At 57.5% G+C, this 15,558-nt stretch carries 17 protein-coding genes; 10 read left to right on the top strand and 7 right to left on the bottom strand.

Annotated features, from left to right (window positions below):
* A partial coding sequence (locus ACIQZK_RS07115; protein ID WP_397575510.1) for a hypothetical protein occupies positions 1-181 on the bottom strand: 181 nt, incomplete at its 3' end.
* A 26-nt stretch (positions 182-207) separates the two neighbouring features.
* Between ACIQZK_RS07115 and ACIQZK_RS07110 the strand changes: the two genes are divergently transcribed.
* From ACIQZK_RS07110 to ACIQZK_RS07100, 3 genes are read left to right on the top strand one after another with little or no spacing between them, the layout of a single operon-like run.
* Entirely contained in the window at positions 208-669 is a 462-nt protein-coding gene (locus tag ACIQZK_RS07110; RefSeq protein WP_395634566.1) for a tRNA (cytidine(34)-2'-O)-methyltransferase, read from the top strand.
* A complete protein-coding gene (hemF, locus tag ACIQZK_RS07105; protein ID WP_397575509.1) occupies positions 666-1,523 on the top strand; it encodes an oxygen-dependent coproporphyrinogen oxidase in 858 nt (285 codons plus the stop codon). Before ACIQZK_RS07110 ends, hemF begins: the two co-directional genes overlap by 4 nt.
* Before the next feature lie 6 nt (positions 1,524-1,529).
* Positions 1,530-2,144 (top strand): GNAT family N-acetyltransferase, encoded by a 615-nt coding sequence (locus tag ACIQZK_RS07100; protein WP_397575508.1) that lies wholly within the window; start codon positions 1,530-1,532, stop codon positions 2,142-2,144.
* Here the strand turns inward: ACIQZK_RS07100 and ACIQZK_RS07095 are convergent.
* A complete protein-coding gene (locus tag ACIQZK_RS07095; protein WP_397575507.1) occupies positions 2,107-2,850 on the bottom strand; it encodes a hypothetical protein in 744 nt (247 codons plus the stop codon). The genes ACIQZK_RS07100 and ACIQZK_RS07095 overlap by 38 nt on opposite strands.
* A gap of 78 nt (positions 2,851-2,928) precedes the next feature.
* Here ACIQZK_RS07095 and lipB point away from each other — a divergent pair, with 78 nt between their 5' ends.
* From lipB to ACIQZK_RS07080, 3 genes are read left to right on the top strand one after another with little or no spacing between them, the layout of a single operon-like run.
* Positions 2,929-3,606 (top strand): lipoyl(octanoyl) transferase LipB, encoded by a 678-nt coding sequence (gene lipB, locus ACIQZK_RS07090; protein ID WP_397575506.1) that lies wholly within the window; start codon positions 2,929-2,931, stop codon positions 3,604-3,606.
* 15 nt (positions 3,607-3,621) lie between these two features.
* Positions 3,622-3,918, top strand: coding sequence for a hypothetical protein (locus ACIQZK_RS07085; protein WP_395634571.1), 297 nt, complete (start codon positions 3,622-3,624; stop codon positions 3,916-3,918).
* Complete coding sequence (locus tag ACIQZK_RS07080) at positions 3,915-5,207, top strand: NADH:flavin oxidoreductase/NADH oxidase family protein (RefSeq protein ID WP_397575505.1); 1,293 nt, start codon at positions 3,915-3,917, stop codon at positions 5,205-5,207. The genes ACIQZK_RS07085 and ACIQZK_RS07080 overlap by 4 nt, the downstream gene beginning before the upstream one ends.
* Here the strand turns inward: ACIQZK_RS07080 and fdxA are convergent.
* The 4 genes from fdxA to ACIQZK_RS07060 form a co-directional block, all read right to left on the bottom strand.
* Entirely contained in the window at positions 5,204-5,542 is a 339-nt protein-coding gene (gene fdxA, locus ACIQZK_RS07075) for a ferredoxin FdxA (protein ID WP_183941401.1), read from the bottom strand. The genes ACIQZK_RS07080 and fdxA overlap by 4 nt on opposite strands.
* Positions 5,543-5,649: 107 nt before the next feature.
* Positions 5,650-5,898, bottom strand: a complete 249-nt coding sequence (locus ACIQZK_RS07070) for an RNA-binding S4 domain-containing protein (RefSeq protein ID WP_395637197.1) — start codon at positions 5,896-5,898, stop codon at positions 5,650-5,652.
* Between the two features lie 15 nt (positions 5,899-5,913).
* Positions 5,914-8,667 carry a helicase-related protein gene (locus ACIQZK_RS07065; RefSeq protein ID WP_397575504.1) on the bottom strand — a complete coding sequence of 918 codons (2,754 nt, stop codon included), beginning with the start codon at positions 8,665-8,667 and terminating at the stop codon, positions 5,914-5,916.
* A gap of 4 nt (positions 8,668-8,671) precedes the next feature.
* Positions 8,672-9,907: an NAD(P)/FAD-dependent oxidoreductase gene (locus tag ACIQZK_RS07060; RefSeq protein ID WP_397575503.1), complete on the bottom strand. Its 1,236-nt coding sequence runs from the start codon at positions 9,905-9,907 to the stop codon at positions 8,672-8,674.
* Between the two features lie 102 nt (positions 9,908-10,009).
* On the opposite strand from ACIQZK_RS07060, the gene ACIQZK_RS07055 reads away from it, so the two are divergent.
* From ACIQZK_RS07055 to ACIQZK_RS07040, 4 genes are all read left to right on the top strand, one after another.
* The gene (locus tag ACIQZK_RS07055; RefSeq protein WP_333569027.1) at positions 10,010-11,170 is read left to right on the top strand and encodes an isovaleryl-CoA dehydrogenase; all 1,161 of its coding nucleotides are present in this window, start codon (positions 10,010-10,012) and stop codon (positions 11,168-11,170) included.
* A gap of 27 nt (positions 11,171-11,197) precedes the next feature.
* Positions 11,198-11,932 carry a gamma-glutamyl-gamma-aminobutyrate hydrolase family protein gene (locus ACIQZK_RS07050; RefSeq protein WP_397575502.1) on the top strand — a complete coding sequence of 245 codons (735 nt, stop codon included), beginning with the start codon at positions 11,198-11,200 and terminating at the stop codon, positions 11,930-11,932.
* Positions 11,933-12,034: 102 nt separating this feature from the next.
* Entirely contained in the window at positions 12,035-13,426 is a 1,392-nt protein-coding gene (locus tag ACIQZK_RS07045; protein ID WP_397575501.1) for an aspartate aminotransferase family protein, read from the top strand.
* Between the two features lie 165 nt (positions 13,427-13,591).
* Entirely contained in the window at positions 13,592-14,392 is an 801-nt protein-coding gene (locus ACIQZK_RS07040; RefSeq protein WP_397575500.1) for an FKBP-type peptidyl-prolyl cis-trans isomerase, read from the top strand.
* Between the two features lie 28 nt (positions 14,393-14,420).
* Here ACIQZK_RS07040 and ACIQZK_RS07035 read toward each other — a convergent pair whose 3' ends face one another.
* Positions 14,421-15,551 (bottom strand): ABC transporter ATP-binding protein, encoded by a 1,131-nt coding sequence (locus ACIQZK_RS07035; protein WP_397575499.1) that lies wholly within the window; start codon positions 15,549-15,551, stop codon positions 14,421-14,423.
* Positions 15,552-15,558: the final 7 nt, after the last annotated feature.

Genomic DNA, 15,558 nt, shown 5'->3' with positions numbered 1-15,558 from the left:
CCCCCTGCCCAGCCCAACGGCGGTTAACAGACTTTTCTAGCGCGGTCTCTTCCCCCTGCTTGACCGTGTCGTTCTTGGCCGGAGCCGCTCCACAGGCGGTTCCGGATTGGGCCTTACCATCGCGCGTGCCATTGCGCGCGGGCGCGGTTGCCATGAGGGCCACATAGGGTCTAATCGTCATATATTGGTTTCCATCGGAGAGTTTTCATGCGCATCGCGCTCTATCAGCCGGACATGGCCGGCAATGTCGGGGCGGTATTACGCACAACCGCATGCTTTTGTGTCCAATGCGACATCATTGAACCTTGCGGCTTTCCCTTTTCAGAACGCGCACTTAGGCGTGCCGGTATGGATTATGTCGCGCATGCAAAGATCCAGCGCCATACCGACTGGTCAGCGTTTCTTGAAACATTGAACGGTGCGCGGTTGGTGCTGATGTCGAGCAAGGCGTCAACCGCCCTGCCCACATTCGCCTTTCGGCCCGATGATGTCATCCTGATGGGGTCCGAAAGCAGCGGCGCCCCGCCCGAAGTGCATGCCCGCGCCGACGCCCGCGTATATATTCCAATGGGCGCTGGATTTCGGTCCTTGAACATTTCGGTGTCGGCTGGCATCGCGCTGGCAGAAGGTCTTCGGCAGACCCAGCAATTTCCGGAAGGTGCAGTATGACTCTGGTCCTAGACAATCGTCAGCAAGCAGCGCGCAGTTGGTTCGAATCGCTGCGTGACAGCATTTGTGCGGCGTTTGAAGCCATCGAACGTGAGGCCGGATCAGACGCATCATTCGAATATATCCCTTGGGATCGCCACGACCATGATGGCTCGCCCGGTGGCGGCGGCGTACGCGGCGTGATGAAGGGTAAAATCTTTGAAAAGGTCGGCGTGAACGTTTCGACCGTCGGTGGCAGCTTCAACCCCGAATTTGCCAAGACCATTCATGGCGCGGCTGAAGATCCCAATTTTTTCGCGACCGGCATCAGCCTTGTCGCGCATATGGCCAATCCACATGTGCCCGCCGTGCATATGAACACGCGCTATCTTGTGACGACGAAAAGCTGGTTTGGCGGCGGTGCCGACCTCAACCCGCCCATCCCGTATGAAGAAGATACGGCAGACTTCCACGCCCGCCTGCGTGCGGCATGCGCGCCTTATGGCCCCGACGTGTACGAACGTTATCGCAAATGGGCGGAGGATTATTTCTGGATTCCCCATCGCAATGTGCATCGCGGTGTTGGCGGTATTTTCTACGACCATCTGGAAAACAGCAGCGATGCGCTTTTCGACCAGAATTTTGCACTGACCCGTGATGTAGGTGAAGCCTTCCTCGATATCTTCCCCAAGCTGGTGCGCCGCCGGATGAATCAGCCATTCACAGCCGAAGAAAAACAAGCGCAGCGCCGCTGGCGCGGGCTCTATGCCGAATTCAACCTTGTCTATGACCGCGGCACGACCTTTGGACTGAAAACCGGCGGAAATGTTGACGCGATTTTGATGAGCCTTCCGCCCGAAGTGTCTTGGGACTAAGCCTAAATGCCGTTTAGCCCGATTGCGGATGGCGACCTTGGTGCCATTGTAACCTCGCTGGAAATGACCAAGCGTCCGCCCTTGCGCGCGCTGCCAGCTTCGGATTTGCGGTTAGAGCCTTGGCACGCCCCGCATGCCGACAAATACCGGACGCTCTATCGCCGCATTGGCGAACCATGGCTCTGGTTCTCACGCCTTGAGATGGACGACGAGACGCTGATTGAGACCATTCACGACCCCAAGGTACGGATTTGGGCGGTGGTCGACAGGCGGGGGATTGAAGTTGGCATATTGGAACTCGACTTCAGAACCGATGGCGCATGTGAAATCGCCTTTTTTGGCCTGATCCCTGAACTCGGCGGTAAGGGCCACGGAAAATGGCTGATGGCCATGGCGCTTCAGCTGGGCTGGGCAGAGGCGGGCGTGCAACGCATGTGGGTGCATACATGCACGCTAGACGGTCCAACGGCGCTCGCCTTTTACCAAAAGGCTGGGTTCACGGCCTATCAAAGGCAATTGGAGACATTTAAGGACCCACGGATCAGCGGGCTCATCCCACGAGACGCCGCCCCGCATATTCCGATTATTGGGGTGCCGTCTGTGCCCCAAGCTGACGGTTAACCGCCGTCACAGCGATAACATAAATAACAGCCTCAACCGCTGCGAAAAACGCGCTGACCGCAGCTTGAACGATAGGTACGCCGCCCTCGCCAGCCAATGCTTGGCATATCCCGGCGACTGCATCACCAACGATCCCTGAAACCAGGCGTATGGCGATGGCGATAAACAAAGTCAGTATCACTATGGCCCAACCGCATGTGCGCGTTGTCGCCCAAGTCTGCTTCACCGCATCTATGATGCCCAGTGCCGGTTCTCGTGCCATGACCGCAGGCAACACGGCAAAACGGCCCGTGAGATAAAGTCCGGGAATGATGAACAGCAAGAACCCTGCAAATGTCGCCCAGCCGGTCAATATTGTCGCGGTTAAATATGTCGGGAACAAAGCGGCGGCGATGACAAGCGCATCGCCGACTTTGGCCAGTTTGCGTCCCGAAATCAGGACATAAAGCGCAAGGCTACCATACATTGTCACGAGCATGGCCGGTAACAAGACCCGCCAATTTGCTTCGAAATAGCTGCTGAAAGCCGCGATGACTTTGGCGGTGTCGTCAAAGCTTTCAAGGATGAGCGGTGGGGCCAGATAGCCAGCGATCCAATTCGACATGAAAATGAAAAAGCCCGCAATGGCGATGATGGCTTCACGATGCGCAGCGAATGAAGCGCGCGCATCTTTTGCCACCGCACGATAATCAAGCTTCTTTTGCATATACACTCCCTGACCCTTCGCGGCGTAGAGGCTGACATATCCGGTGGCAAGCGGCTTGCACCATGCTAAGCACCGCGCATGAAGATCGATTGCAATATTGATTGGGACGTTTCCGAAGGGCTAACCCCCTATCCCGAAGCCGTTGCCCGTATGGAAACGTTGCAGGCGGCCATACGTGACGAAAACGCACGGGAACTTATCTGGCTGCTGGAGCACCCGCCATTATACACAGGCGGGACAAGCGCAGACCCGGCCGAATTGTTGAGCACCGCATTTCCGGTTTACGACACCGGACGCGGCGGACGGTACACTTATCATGGGCCGGGGCAGCGTGTGGGCTATGTCATGGTCGACCTTGCCAAGCATTGCAAAGATGTCCGCTGTTACGTGCATGCGCTAGAGGGTTGGGTGATCGCCGCGCTTGGCCGTTTCGGGGTGGAGGCACGCCGCGCCGAGGGCCGCGTTGGCATATGGTGCGACACCAAAAATGGTCAGGAAGCAAAAATCGGCGCAATTGGCGTGCGCATCCGCAGATGGGTGACGATGCATGGCTTTGCGGTCAATATTGCGCCTGATTTAAATCATTTCGGCGGCATCGTGCCGTGCGGGCTATCCGAATATCCGGTCACCAGCCTCGCAGACCTTGGCATTGAAGCATCGCTTCAAGACTTCGACGCAGCTTTGCGCGCCACCTTCCCCGACTTTCTCATTAGCCTTGCCAAAGCGGGCGGAAATTGTACGGTCGCGCCGGAATAGAGAACTGAGGACGATATGCGTTTCACCATCATAGCACCTGCCTTTGCAGCCTTGCTGGCATTGTCCGCATGTGGCAGCGGCAAAGAAGACAATCAGGTAACCAAATCGCGGATGGATGATCTCGAAAGCCTTAAAGGCACGATCAGTGACGACATGATTAACACCGACGAATCCACCGATGAGGCACCTGTTGAAGCGATGCCCGTACGTGCCGATACCGATGCTGCAAAAGCAACGCCGGAAGAAAGCGACGAACCCAAAACCGATGGTTCAGATGAACCAAAAATTGAAGAACCAAGTGAGCCAAAGTGATCTTAAGTAGCGCCATACAACTGCCCTGTGGGGCCGTACTCAACAACAGAATCGCAAAAGCCGCGATGACCGAAGGGTTGGCGGACACGCAAGGTGTACCTACGCCCGAATTGCAGCGCCTGTACGGTGTCTGGTCTGACGGAGGCGCGGGCCTCCAGATTTCGGGCAACATCCATATTGACGCCGACCATCTGGAACGGGCCGGAAACGTCTTTTTCGGCGGACAGCCGGACGAGGCCATGATGGACGCGCTCAAATCGTGGACCAAGGCCGCGACGCGCAATGGCAACCATTTTTGGGCGCAGATAAGCCATGCGGGCCGCCAGACCATGCGGGGCATCAATCCACGTCCCAAGGCACCTTCCGCCGTGAAGCTGGGCCTGCCCGGCGGACAATTTGGAATGCCGGTTGCACTGACCGAGGATGAAATTCTAAATCTGATTGGCCGGTTCGGCCAGGCGGCACTGCATTGCAAAAACGCCGGGTTCACGGGCGTTCAGATCCATGCAGCGCATGGCTATTTGATCTCCCAATTCCTCAGCCCGAAGTCAAACCAGCGCAACGATCGCTGGGGTGGCAGCCTCGTCAACCGCGCCCGCTTCCTGATGTTCACCGTCAACACCGTTCGCACACTGGTTGGCCCTGAGTTCCCGATTTCGGTGAAGCTAAACAGCGCGGATTTCCAACGCGGCGGCTTTGCGTTTGAAGACAGCCTTCAGGTGGCCCGCTGGCTTCAGGATGCTGGCGTTGATCTTATCGAGATATCGGGCGGCACTTATGAGCAACCTAAGCTATTGGGTATCGAGGGGATGGAAGCCGAAGAGACGCAAACCGTCGCGGAAACCACACTCGCACGTGAAGCCTATTTCGTTGATTTTGCAAAAGCGATGAAGAGCGAGTTGACCATTCCATTGATGGTCACAGGCGGTTTCCGCAGCGCATCGGCCATGGAACAGGCGCTGCGCAACAGGGCGGCTGATGTTATCGGATTGGCGCGGCCATTATGCGTCATGCCCGAAGCGCCTAAGCGCCTGCTCGGTGGCTTGGCGATGCTGCCCAAGGTTGAAAACCAGCTTAAGCTGTTGCCCGAATGGCTATCCGGCCTGCGCAAGATAAAGGCCGTGCGCAGTATTGAGGGCTTTGCGATCCAATATTGGTTTTACAGCCAGATATACGCGCTGGGACGTACCGGCCGGACTAAGCCGACCGTCACGGTCTTCGAGGCTCTACGTGAAGTAGAATCCTATCAAAGAAGCTGGCTTAAAGAGCGGCGCGGCGCGAAGGCTTAATCGCCTTCGCCGGGCTCCGCGCTGAAATATTTGTCGAATTTGCCTTCTTCGCCCTTATGCTCGTCTGCGTCTGCAGGCGGTTCGCGGCTTGAAGTAATGTTCGGCCATTCTGCGCTGTAGGTTGCGTTCAGCTCAAGCCATTGTTCCAAACCGCTTTCGGTGTCTGGCAAAATCGCTTCTGCAGGGCATTCAGGTTCGCACACGCCGCAATCGATGCACTCATTTGGGTTGATGACGAGCATATTGTCGCCTTCATAGAAGCAATCCACCGGACATACTTCAACGCAGTCCATATATTTGCAGCGGATGCAGGCATCGGTAACGACATAAGTCATTGGCGGAACTCTCCCATACACGACGGCGGATTAGCCGTTTCAATACGTCTGCCTATTGCGAGGTGCAGGGGGAAGTCAACGCCGGATTGCACCGAGTCGCCAATTTTTTAGTCGATACGCTGATAGAAAAGCTGTGCCTCTGATGCCGGACCACGCCGAACGGGGACAGATAACAGCTTTAAAGTCAAAACAGCCTCGCCCAATGGCATAGTGATGATATCGCCGACGCGTACTGCGGCGCTGCCCTTTTCGATCCGGCGGCCATTCAACCTTATATGGCCAGCCTCCGCCCAACTCAACGCGAGCGAACGGCTTTTGGCCAATCGCAGAAAGAACAGCAGCTTGTCGATCCGCAAGGTTTGCCTGACCTTTTAGAGCTTGAGGCCCTTGAGCGCAGCCAATTGCAAGGCCAATGCAGACGGCGGCGCACTTGGCTTTGGTGCTGGCGGCGCGCGATCGGGCTTAGCCTTTAGCTTTGCCGATGCGTGTGGCTTTCGTTCTGCAGAAGCATGCGGCCTGCGCTGTTCGGGCGGACGGGGTTTGGGCAAGCCCACCCAACGCCAATGCGTCAGGACGACGGGCGTGCTTTCTTTCGGCGCGGTTTGCTCGGGTGCAACGGCGTCGGCGACTATTGCTTCAACTGCAGCCTCGGGCGCTGGCGTTGCTTCGACTGGCGTGTTTTCTTCGACCACGGGAGTTTCGTCAGCCGCCGCTTCATTTACAACCGCCGCTTCGGCCGGACGGAAACCGGCGTCACGCATCAGCGCTTTCAAACCGGCCTCGCTAATACCCAGCGACGTTGCAAAGGCCATGTCCATGCCAAAGGCATTGTTCTGCCCCCGCGCTTCATGCGCTTTTTTGATCACGCGTTCGGCCAAATCGATACGCACATATTCATCACCAATCCGGCGATAGCCCGCGTTTCTGGCTTCCGACGGGTTCGCAAAATTCCATGTCTTCAGGTGCACCGCGCTTTCGGGTGGAAGCACGGGCATGGCGCGGCTGTCGCGTGCGGCAAACAAGGCTGCGCGCCATTTGGCGGCAGCGGGTTTCAACGCGGCATGGTGATAAATATCGAGCGCGCCGAATACGATTCCGCCCTTGCGTGCGGCCCCGCGGGCTTCCTTGGGAAGCGCGGCGATGGCGTCGGCAAGATAATGCCGCCCCGCAATCCCGCCTTCATCCGCAAGACGCACGGCGAGCGCACGAACGTTGCCGTCGACATCAGCCTGTTGAGCGAGATCAAGCAATCCGACAATGCCGCCCATCGCCTTGGCCAACTGGCTTTCAATCCAGCTTTCAGCGCGCGTCACAATCTCGCGCAGCGCGTCGCCCTCAAGTCCGGCGACGGCCTTCATTGGCGTAAATGCAGGTTGAAGCAGCGTGCGGCCTTTGGTCAATGTGCCCAGAAGGTCATCCTTCCAAAAGATCGAAGGTTTGCCCTCCCCATCGGCTGCGAGCGAGAATTCGCTATCCTCTGCCATAGATACGTCCTTTGCCTTTTGTCTCAAATGCGCTGCCAGATGTCGTTCTGCGGCAGCCAATAACAATTTACGGTCACCCGCTTTTGCCGCCGGGTCAACCCGAAAGGCAAATCCTTGTAAAGTCCCAATGTCTTCGCCATCCACAAGAACGCGATTATCTGGCTGGATTTCAACGGGCAACAGCCCGACATCGCCAGCACCTTTGCGCAGCAACATCGATGTCCGTTTGTCGACAAACCGCTGACGCAGCGCATCGTGCAACGCGTCCGATAATTTTTCTTCGAGCGCCCGCGCGCGTTCGGCCATCGCCGGCGGGTTCGCCAGCCAATCGTTCCGGTGCGCGATATAGGTCCAAGTCCGCACCGCTGCGATTCGGGCGGACAGCGTGTCGACGTCGCCTTGAATATTATCCAGCCGCGCGAGCTCATTTGCGTAAATGCCGTGCGGAATGACACGCTCGCCCTGCCCCAGATATTGCCACAAGGACGCGACAAAGCGGCTATGATGTTCCTCACCCATTTGCCGGAAATCGGGCAAGCAGGCCACTTCCCATAACCGGGCGACGTCAACAGGATGCCGGATTAGCGATTTTACGTCGGGCATTTCGGCCAGCCGCTTCAGCACCAAAAGGTCAATGACCTTGGGCGCGGGTAACAGGCCCGGACGGCCCGGTTTTTTCTCAAGATCCGCGATCAGCGTCGCGATGTCGTTAAATCTTGGCTTGGCTTCACGCCAATATAGCCAGTCTAGCCGTGGGAAACTGTGCCCCTCAATCGCCAGCACCTCTTCGGGGGTAAACTCGCTGCCTTCGCCCGCGAGCGTGCCAAAGCTTCCGTCCCGTTGATGTCGTCCGGCCCGCCCGGCAATTTGCGCCATTTCGGCGACGGTCAACCTGCGCCTGCGGGAACCGTCGAATTTCGACAGGCTGACAAAGGCGACATGGGCGACATCAAGGTTCAGCCCCATGCCAATCGCATCGGTGGCCACGAGATAATCAACCTCACCCGACTGAAACATCGCCACCTGCGCATTGCGGGTGCGCGGCGACAAAGCACCCATCACCACCGCAGCGCCGCCGCGCATCCGGCGTAATGTTTCGGCGACCGCATACACCTGCTCAATTGAAAACGCGACGATGGCAGACCGTTTGGGCAGGCGGGACAGCTTCTTTGCGCCGGCATAGCTTAATGTGGAAAAGCGCGGGCGAGAGATGATCTCCGCATCGGGCAGCAGCGACCGGATGATCGGGCGCAGACTTTCCGAACCCAAGATCATCGTTTCCTCACGCCCGCGGGCATGCAAGATGCGGTCTGTAAAAATATGCCCGCGTTCGGGGTCCGCCCCCAATTGCGCTTCGTCAATCGCAACGAAGGCAAATTCCTTGTGGATGGGCATGCTTTCAACGGTGCAGCAATACCAGCGGGCTTGCGGCGGCTCGATCCGCTCTTCGCCGGTAATCAGCGCGACATTTTGCGCGCCTTTGATCGCCACCAGCCGGTCATAGATTTCCCGCGCCAGCAACCGCAAAGGAAAGCCGATCATCCCGCTCGAATGCGCACACATCCGCTCAACAGCGAGATGGGTCTTGCCGGTGTTCGTTGGACCTAAAATGGCCGTGAGGGCTGAACGGACTGGAGGCAAAAGTTTAGGTGGCTGTCAATTCTGCGGCGAGTTCTTTCAAGGGAACTTCGGTGTTTGCCAATTGTTCAGCGGAAGGTGACAAGCCCTCTGTCACAAAGGCGCGGCCCTGCACATAATCCTTGGTCGCGTTCACACAATCGAGGGCAATGACACGGCCCGATTTCAAATAGATGAGCGAAAAGCTGCGTGCATCCAAATCGCCGCGCAGCACCGTTGCGTCATAACCGGCGCTGATGCCAACGGTTTGCAGCCTTAAGTCATATTGGTTTGACCAGAACCACGGCACCGCATGATATTCGGTCAGCACACCCGTCAGGCTTTTCGCCACTGCATTGGCCATGTCATTGGCATTCTGCACCGATTCCACGCGCATGACATTGCCGCCGGCAAAGCTGTTGGCATGGGCAGCGCAGTCACCAATGGCAAAGATATCTGGCAAGGACGTCCGGCAATAAGCGTCGACATCAACACCAGCGCCACCAGCCGCGCCTGCCGTCAACAAAGGCGCGACCGACGGGATGATGCCAATGCCAACGATGACCATTTGCGTTGGTATAACGTCGCCATCGGCCAAACGCACGCCGGTGGCGACGTCGTCGCCTTCAATCGCCGTAATGCCGACGTTGAGGCGTAGATCAACGCCATGGCTGCGATGTTCGGATTCATAAAAGCGTGACAACGGTTCGCCAGCGACCCGCGCAAGCACGCGATCCATCGCCTCCAGCACAGTCACTTTCTTACCCATTTTGCGCAGCACCGCTGCGGCCTCAAGCCCGATATAGCCGCCGCCAACAATCACAACGTCAGCGACATCATCAAGCCCTTCGACCATGTGATCCACATCGGCCCGGGTTCTGACAACATGCACACCGCGTAGGTTACCCCCGGTGACCGGCAATTGCCGCGGATCGCCACCTGTGGCCCAGATCATATGGCCATAAGTGATGACTGTGCCGTCAGACGTCGTGACGGAATGCGCGGCGGCATCCACCGTCTCCACGCGCTGGCCAAGCAGCATATCCACCGAACGCTCCGCCCAAAACGCAGCAGGCCGGATCATGATGCGTTCAAACGCCTTGTCGCCAGCAAAATAGTCCTTGGACAATGGTGGGCGCTCATAAGGATATTCAGGCTCGGCATTGACGATAGCGATGCTGCCTTCGAATTTTGCCTGCCGCAATGCGATGGCCGCTTGCGCGCCGCCATGGCCGCCACCGACGATGAGAATGTCATAATGCATCGTTAAAGATTCGCTCGTTAGGAAAATATCAAAGTGCGGTAAGCAAAAGGTCAGCAACTGGCTAGTCCCATGCTTGCGGCACTATCAAATAAATGGCAGAGGATGGCGATGACTTTAGACTTTGCCCTCGGCGAAAATGCCGACATGATCCGCGATACCACCAAGCGCTTTGCGACGGATAAAATCGCGCCCTTGGCCACCAAAATCGATGCCGATGACTGGTTTCCGCGTGAGGAATTATGGCCAGCCATGGGTGCGCTTGGGCTTCACGGGCTGACGGTTGCGCAAGAAGATGGCGGCCTTGGCCTTGGCTATTTGGAACATGTTGTCGCCGTTGAGGAAGTTAGCCGGGCGTCCGCATCCATCGGACTGTCTTATGGCGCGCATTCCAATCTGTGCGTCAACCAGATCGCGCGTTGGGCCTCGCCTGAGCAAAAGGCGAAATATCTGCCCAAGCTGATTTCGGGCGAACATGTCGGCAGTTTGGCCATGTCCGAAACCGGCGCAGGTTCGGACGTTGTTTCGATGAAGCTAAAGGCCGAAGCGGTTCAGGGCGGTTACATCCTGAATGGCACGAAATTCTGGATTACCAACGCGCCTTATGCAGACACTTTGGTCGTCTATGCCAAGACCGCGCCTGAGGCTGCATCACGCGGCATCACTGCCTTTCTGATCGAAAAGGGCATGGAGGGTTTTTCGATCGGCCAAAAAATCGACAAGGTCGGGATGCGCGGATCGCCGACTGCGGAGCTCGTGTTCAACGACTGTTTCGTATCCGAAGAACAGATGATGGGCCCATTGCATGGCGGCGTTGGCGTGCTGATGTCGGGCCTCGATTATGAACGTGTTGTGCTTGCCGGGCTTCAGCTTGGCGTGATGCAGGCCTGCCTCGACGTCGTCTTGCCCTATGTCCGCGAACGCAAGCAGTTCGGCAAACCCATCGGCAGTTTCCAGCTGATGCAGGCGAAGATCGCGGATATGTATGTCGCGCTCAATTCTGCACGCAGCTATGTCTATAATGTCGCGCGGGCGTGCGACGCCGGGCAGACCACCCGCTTTGACGCAGCCGGCGCAATATTGTTGGCGAGCGAAAACGCCGTCAAGGTTGCGGGCGAAGCCATTCAGGCACTGGGCGGCGCTGGCTATACCAAGGATTGGCCTGTCGAGCGTTATTGGCGCGATGCCAAATTGCTCGACATTGGCGCAGGGACAAATGAAATTCGCCGGATGTTGATTGGCCGGGAGCTGATCGGAGCAGCGTGAGCAAGAAATAGCGCAGGAGTAAGCAGAATGAGCCGTCCGGTATTGGGTGTCATCGCGTGTAACCGCATGGTCGGCAGCGAAGTCGCCCAAGCTGTGATGAACCGCTATATCCGCGCGGCCATGACCTATGCCGATGTCGCGGCGTTAATCATCCCCTCACTGCCCGACCTGATGACCGCCGCTGAAGTCGCGCCACGGATAGATGGCATATTGTTGACCGGCAGCCCGTCAAATGTCGCAACGCGGCATTATGGGGAAGAAGGCGGCGATGGTCCGTTCGACGACGGCCGCGACGAGATCGCAATGTCGATGGTCGACCGCATGATTGACGCGCGCAAGCCCGTCTTTGGCATTTGCCGCGGCTTTCAGGAAATCAATGTCGCCTTAGGCGGTACCTTGCGCCGTGACACGAGCGCGAGCGATGCGCTCATCCGCCATCACGCACCCGATGATGTTGATTTCGACGCCATGTTCGACCACCGCCATCCGGTTGAACTTGCGGACGGTGGCATGCTGTCCACTGCCTATGCCAAAGGCGCTTTGGACGTAAACTCGGTGCATTTTCAAGGCATCGGCACGCTCGCGGATGGGCTGACGGTTGAGGCACGCGCACCCGATGGACTTATCGAAGCCTATAGCGCCCGACCCAATGGCGCCCCCTTGCTGGCGGTCCAGTGGCACCCCGAATGGGGCACGGAAAATGACACAGATTCGCAAACCTATTTCCACCTTTTGGGAAAGGCGTTAAGAGGTAATCTGTGAATACGACCGTGACCCGTTATAACCGCTATCAAGCGCGGATAGGCTTTTCTCCCTGACGCTTTGCGCACTCCGCAAATGCAATCAATATCAAGGAGAAAACTCATGCCCCGCAATTACGACATCGCCGAACTTCGCCGTTTAGACATCGCCCACCATTTGCCCGCGCAAGCCGACTGGCAGGAAATCGAAGACCTGGGCGGTAGCCGCATCATCACCCATGCAGAAGGCTGCTATATCCATGATGGCGACGGCAATCGCATATTGGACGGGATGGCTGGCCTGTGGTGTGTCAACGCGGGCTATGGCCGCGATGAGCTTGCAGAGGTTGCGCGCGAACAAATGCTTGAGCTGCCATATTATAACAGCTTCTTCAAAACCGCGAACGCACCTGCCATCTTGCTGGCCGAAAAAATTGCGGGCCTGACTGGCGGCCGCTTGCCGCATGTATTTTTCAACAGCTCCGGTTCCGAAGCCAATGACACCATATTGCGGATGGTACGCCATTATTGGCAGGTGAAGGGCGAACATAGCCGCACCATCGTCATCAGCCGCCACAATGCCTATCATGGTTCCACCGTGGCAGGCGTCAGCATGGGTGGAATGAAAGTCATGCACGGGCAAGGCTTCCCTGCCCCCGGCGTCTTGCCAATGGCCGGCATTGAACATGTCCGCCAGCCTTATTGGTATAATGAAGGCCGCGACATGACGCCCGAAGATTTCGGCACCGCATGCGCGCAGGCGATTGAGGACAAGATATTAGAAGTAGGCCCGGAAAATGTCGCCGCCTTCATTGGTGAGCCTGTCCAAGGCGCAGGCGGCGTCATCATTCCGCCAGCCAATTACTGGCCACAGGTGGAAGCGATCTGCCGCAAATATGGCATATTGTTGGTCTGTGATGAGGTCATCTGCGGCTTTGGCCGGACGGGCAATATTTGGGGCCACGAAACCGTTGGCGTAAAGCCCGACATCATCGCGATGGCCAAGGGGCTGTCGTCGGGTTACATGCCGATTTCCGCTGTCGCCGTCAGCGCGGAGATCGTCAAGGTTATCAAAACCGGTGGCGATTTCGTCCATGGCTACACCTATTCCGGCCACCCCGTCGCGTCCGCCGTAGCCTTGCGCAATATCGAGATCATGGAGCGCGAGGGGCTGTTTGAAAAAGTCCGGAACGAAACAGGCCCCTATCTTGCCGAGAGACTGACGACACTGAGCGACCACCCGCTGGTCGGTGAAGCCCGCTCGGTTGGCTTGCTGGGTGCAGTGGAGGTTGTCGCCGACAAGGCCACTGGCGCGCGTTTCGGCGGGGCTGAAGGCACGGCAGGGCCATTGGTGCGCGATATCTGCATCCGCAACGGCCTGATGGTCCGCGGCATCCGCGACAGCATCGTCATGTGCCCGCCACTGATTATCACGCCATCGCAGATCGATGATTTGATTGGCATCATTCGCAAGTCACTGGATGAAGCCGAGCCGAAGCTGCGCGCGATCGGGTAGGTTATTTAGTCCGTCTATTTCCGTCATGCTGAACTTGTTTCAGCATCTTACTTGCGGCGGCCAATAAGTAAGTCCCTGAACCAAGTTCAGGGTGACGGGTCGGGATGGTTATCGCGGCGGCCTCTTCACGCTAGACAAACCACATCCAATGATTACCTTGGCCCCATGACATCCAAAATGCTCCAGCGCGCCCTCACGGCTGCGATCACCCCTACTCTGCTTCTTCAATTTGCGCCTGCATACGCGGCGGCCCCCGTTGCGGCAAAGCCCAAGCCACCCGTTCTGACATGCACGACCACGACCCCCGAAGGTCTGTCCTACACCGTCATTAAGGCGGGCAAAGGCGAACGCCCGAATGCTGAATCGCGCGTCATGGTCAATTATAAGGGCATGCTGACCGCTGACGGCACCGAGTTTGATTCCGGGCAGAATGCACAGTTCCCCGTTGGCGGTGTTATCCCCGGTTTTGCGCAGGGTCTGCAATTGATGCAGGCAGGCGGCAGCTACCGTCTCTGCATCCCGTCAAAGCTTGGCTATGGCGAAGCTGGCACTGGCCCCATCCCGGCCAATGCGGATCTGGTGTTCGAAGTCGATTTGCTGTCCTTCAAAAATCCAGCGCCAAAGCCAGTCATTCCAGTGGCCGACCGCAGTTGTTCGCAAACCACCGCAACCGGATTGGGCTTTGACCTCATAAAGGCCGGCGCAGGCAAGAGCGCGACCGATAGCGACATGGCACTTGTCGACTTCACCGTTTTTGACGCCAGCACCGGCGTTGTGCAGCAACAGCGCGAATGGGAAAAAATTCCGTTGAGCCAAGCATCGCCCGTGTTCGGCGAGGGCCTGAAAATGATGCAGACAGGATCAATCTATCGTTTTTGCATGCCCAAGTCCGCCGATTCCGGCCCAGAAAGCAACATCATCGTGGCCTTGTTGGATGTCCGGCCTGCGCCAACCGCTGACAATTAAGGCCGGACGCGGCGGACGCGCTTTGCGTCTAGCTTAATAGGACTACCGGGCTGTCCGCACGCCAGTGCATGCTGACCTTGTCATCCCATGTGAAATCCTCTTGATCATGGCGTGACAGGTTCGGGCGGCTGACGCGGATCATCTGCCCGCCCTCCAGCTGGATTTCATACAGCGTGATATCACCAAGATAGCTCATGCCCTTAATCGTGCCGCGCGCGAGGTTGTGGCCATCGGGCGCGTCTTGGGCAGCTGCGCGAATGGCTTTGCCTTCGCCGGGCACGTGCAGGTAAATCTTTTCCGGACGCAGCGCGACCCAGACGTCGGCGCCATGCGGCCCGGTGACACCATGATTGAGGTAAATTTTGCCAAGGCCGGGGCAATCAACGGCGGCCTTATCCGGCTCGTCCAGCGTCAACTTGCCCTCGAATATGTTCACGGAGCCGACGAAATCGGCGACGAAGCGGTTGGCGGGATATTCATACAGATCAGCGGGCGGCGCGAGCTGCGCAACTTCGCCTTTGTTGATGACGGCAACCCGGCTTGCCATCGACAACGCCTCATCCTGATCATGCGTGACCGTGACAAAGGTAATCCCGACCTTGTCCTGCAGGTCCGATAATTCAAACTGCATTTGCGCACGCAATTTGGCATCCAGCGCTGACAAGGGCTCGTCGAGCAACAGCACCTTTGGCCGCATCACTAGGCTGCGCGCGAGTGCAACCCGCTGGCGCTGACCACCCGACATCTGGTCCGGCATCCGGTCTTCAAATCCGCCCAGTTTTACCAGCTCAAGCGCCTCAGCCACGCGGTCGCGGATCTCACCCTTTGATACGCCGGATATGCGCAGGCCATAGCCGACATTGTCGGTGACGTTCATGTGCGGGAAAACGGCATAGCTTTGGAATACCATGTTCACCGGCCGCTTGTTCGGCGGCACAAGGCTCATATCCTGCCCATCGATAATGATCTGCCCCTCGGTCGGCATTTCAAAGCCTGCGATCATCCGCAGCAACGTGGTTTTGCCGCAGCCAGACGGTCCCAACAGAACGAAGAATTCGCCTGCGAGAATATCCAGACTGATATTGTCGACAGCGGTCACCTTGCCAAAGCGTTTGGACACATTGCGGATTTGAATGATGGGCTGTTTGGCTTGGGTCATAAGGATG

This window comes from Sphingorhabdus sp. (assembly GCF_044338195.1).
Taxonomy (GTDB): Bacteria; Pseudomonadota; Alphaproteobacteria; order Sphingomonadales; family Sphingomonadaceae; genus Sphingorhabdus_B.
This window is presented reverse-complemented; position numbering and strand designations above follow the sequence as displayed.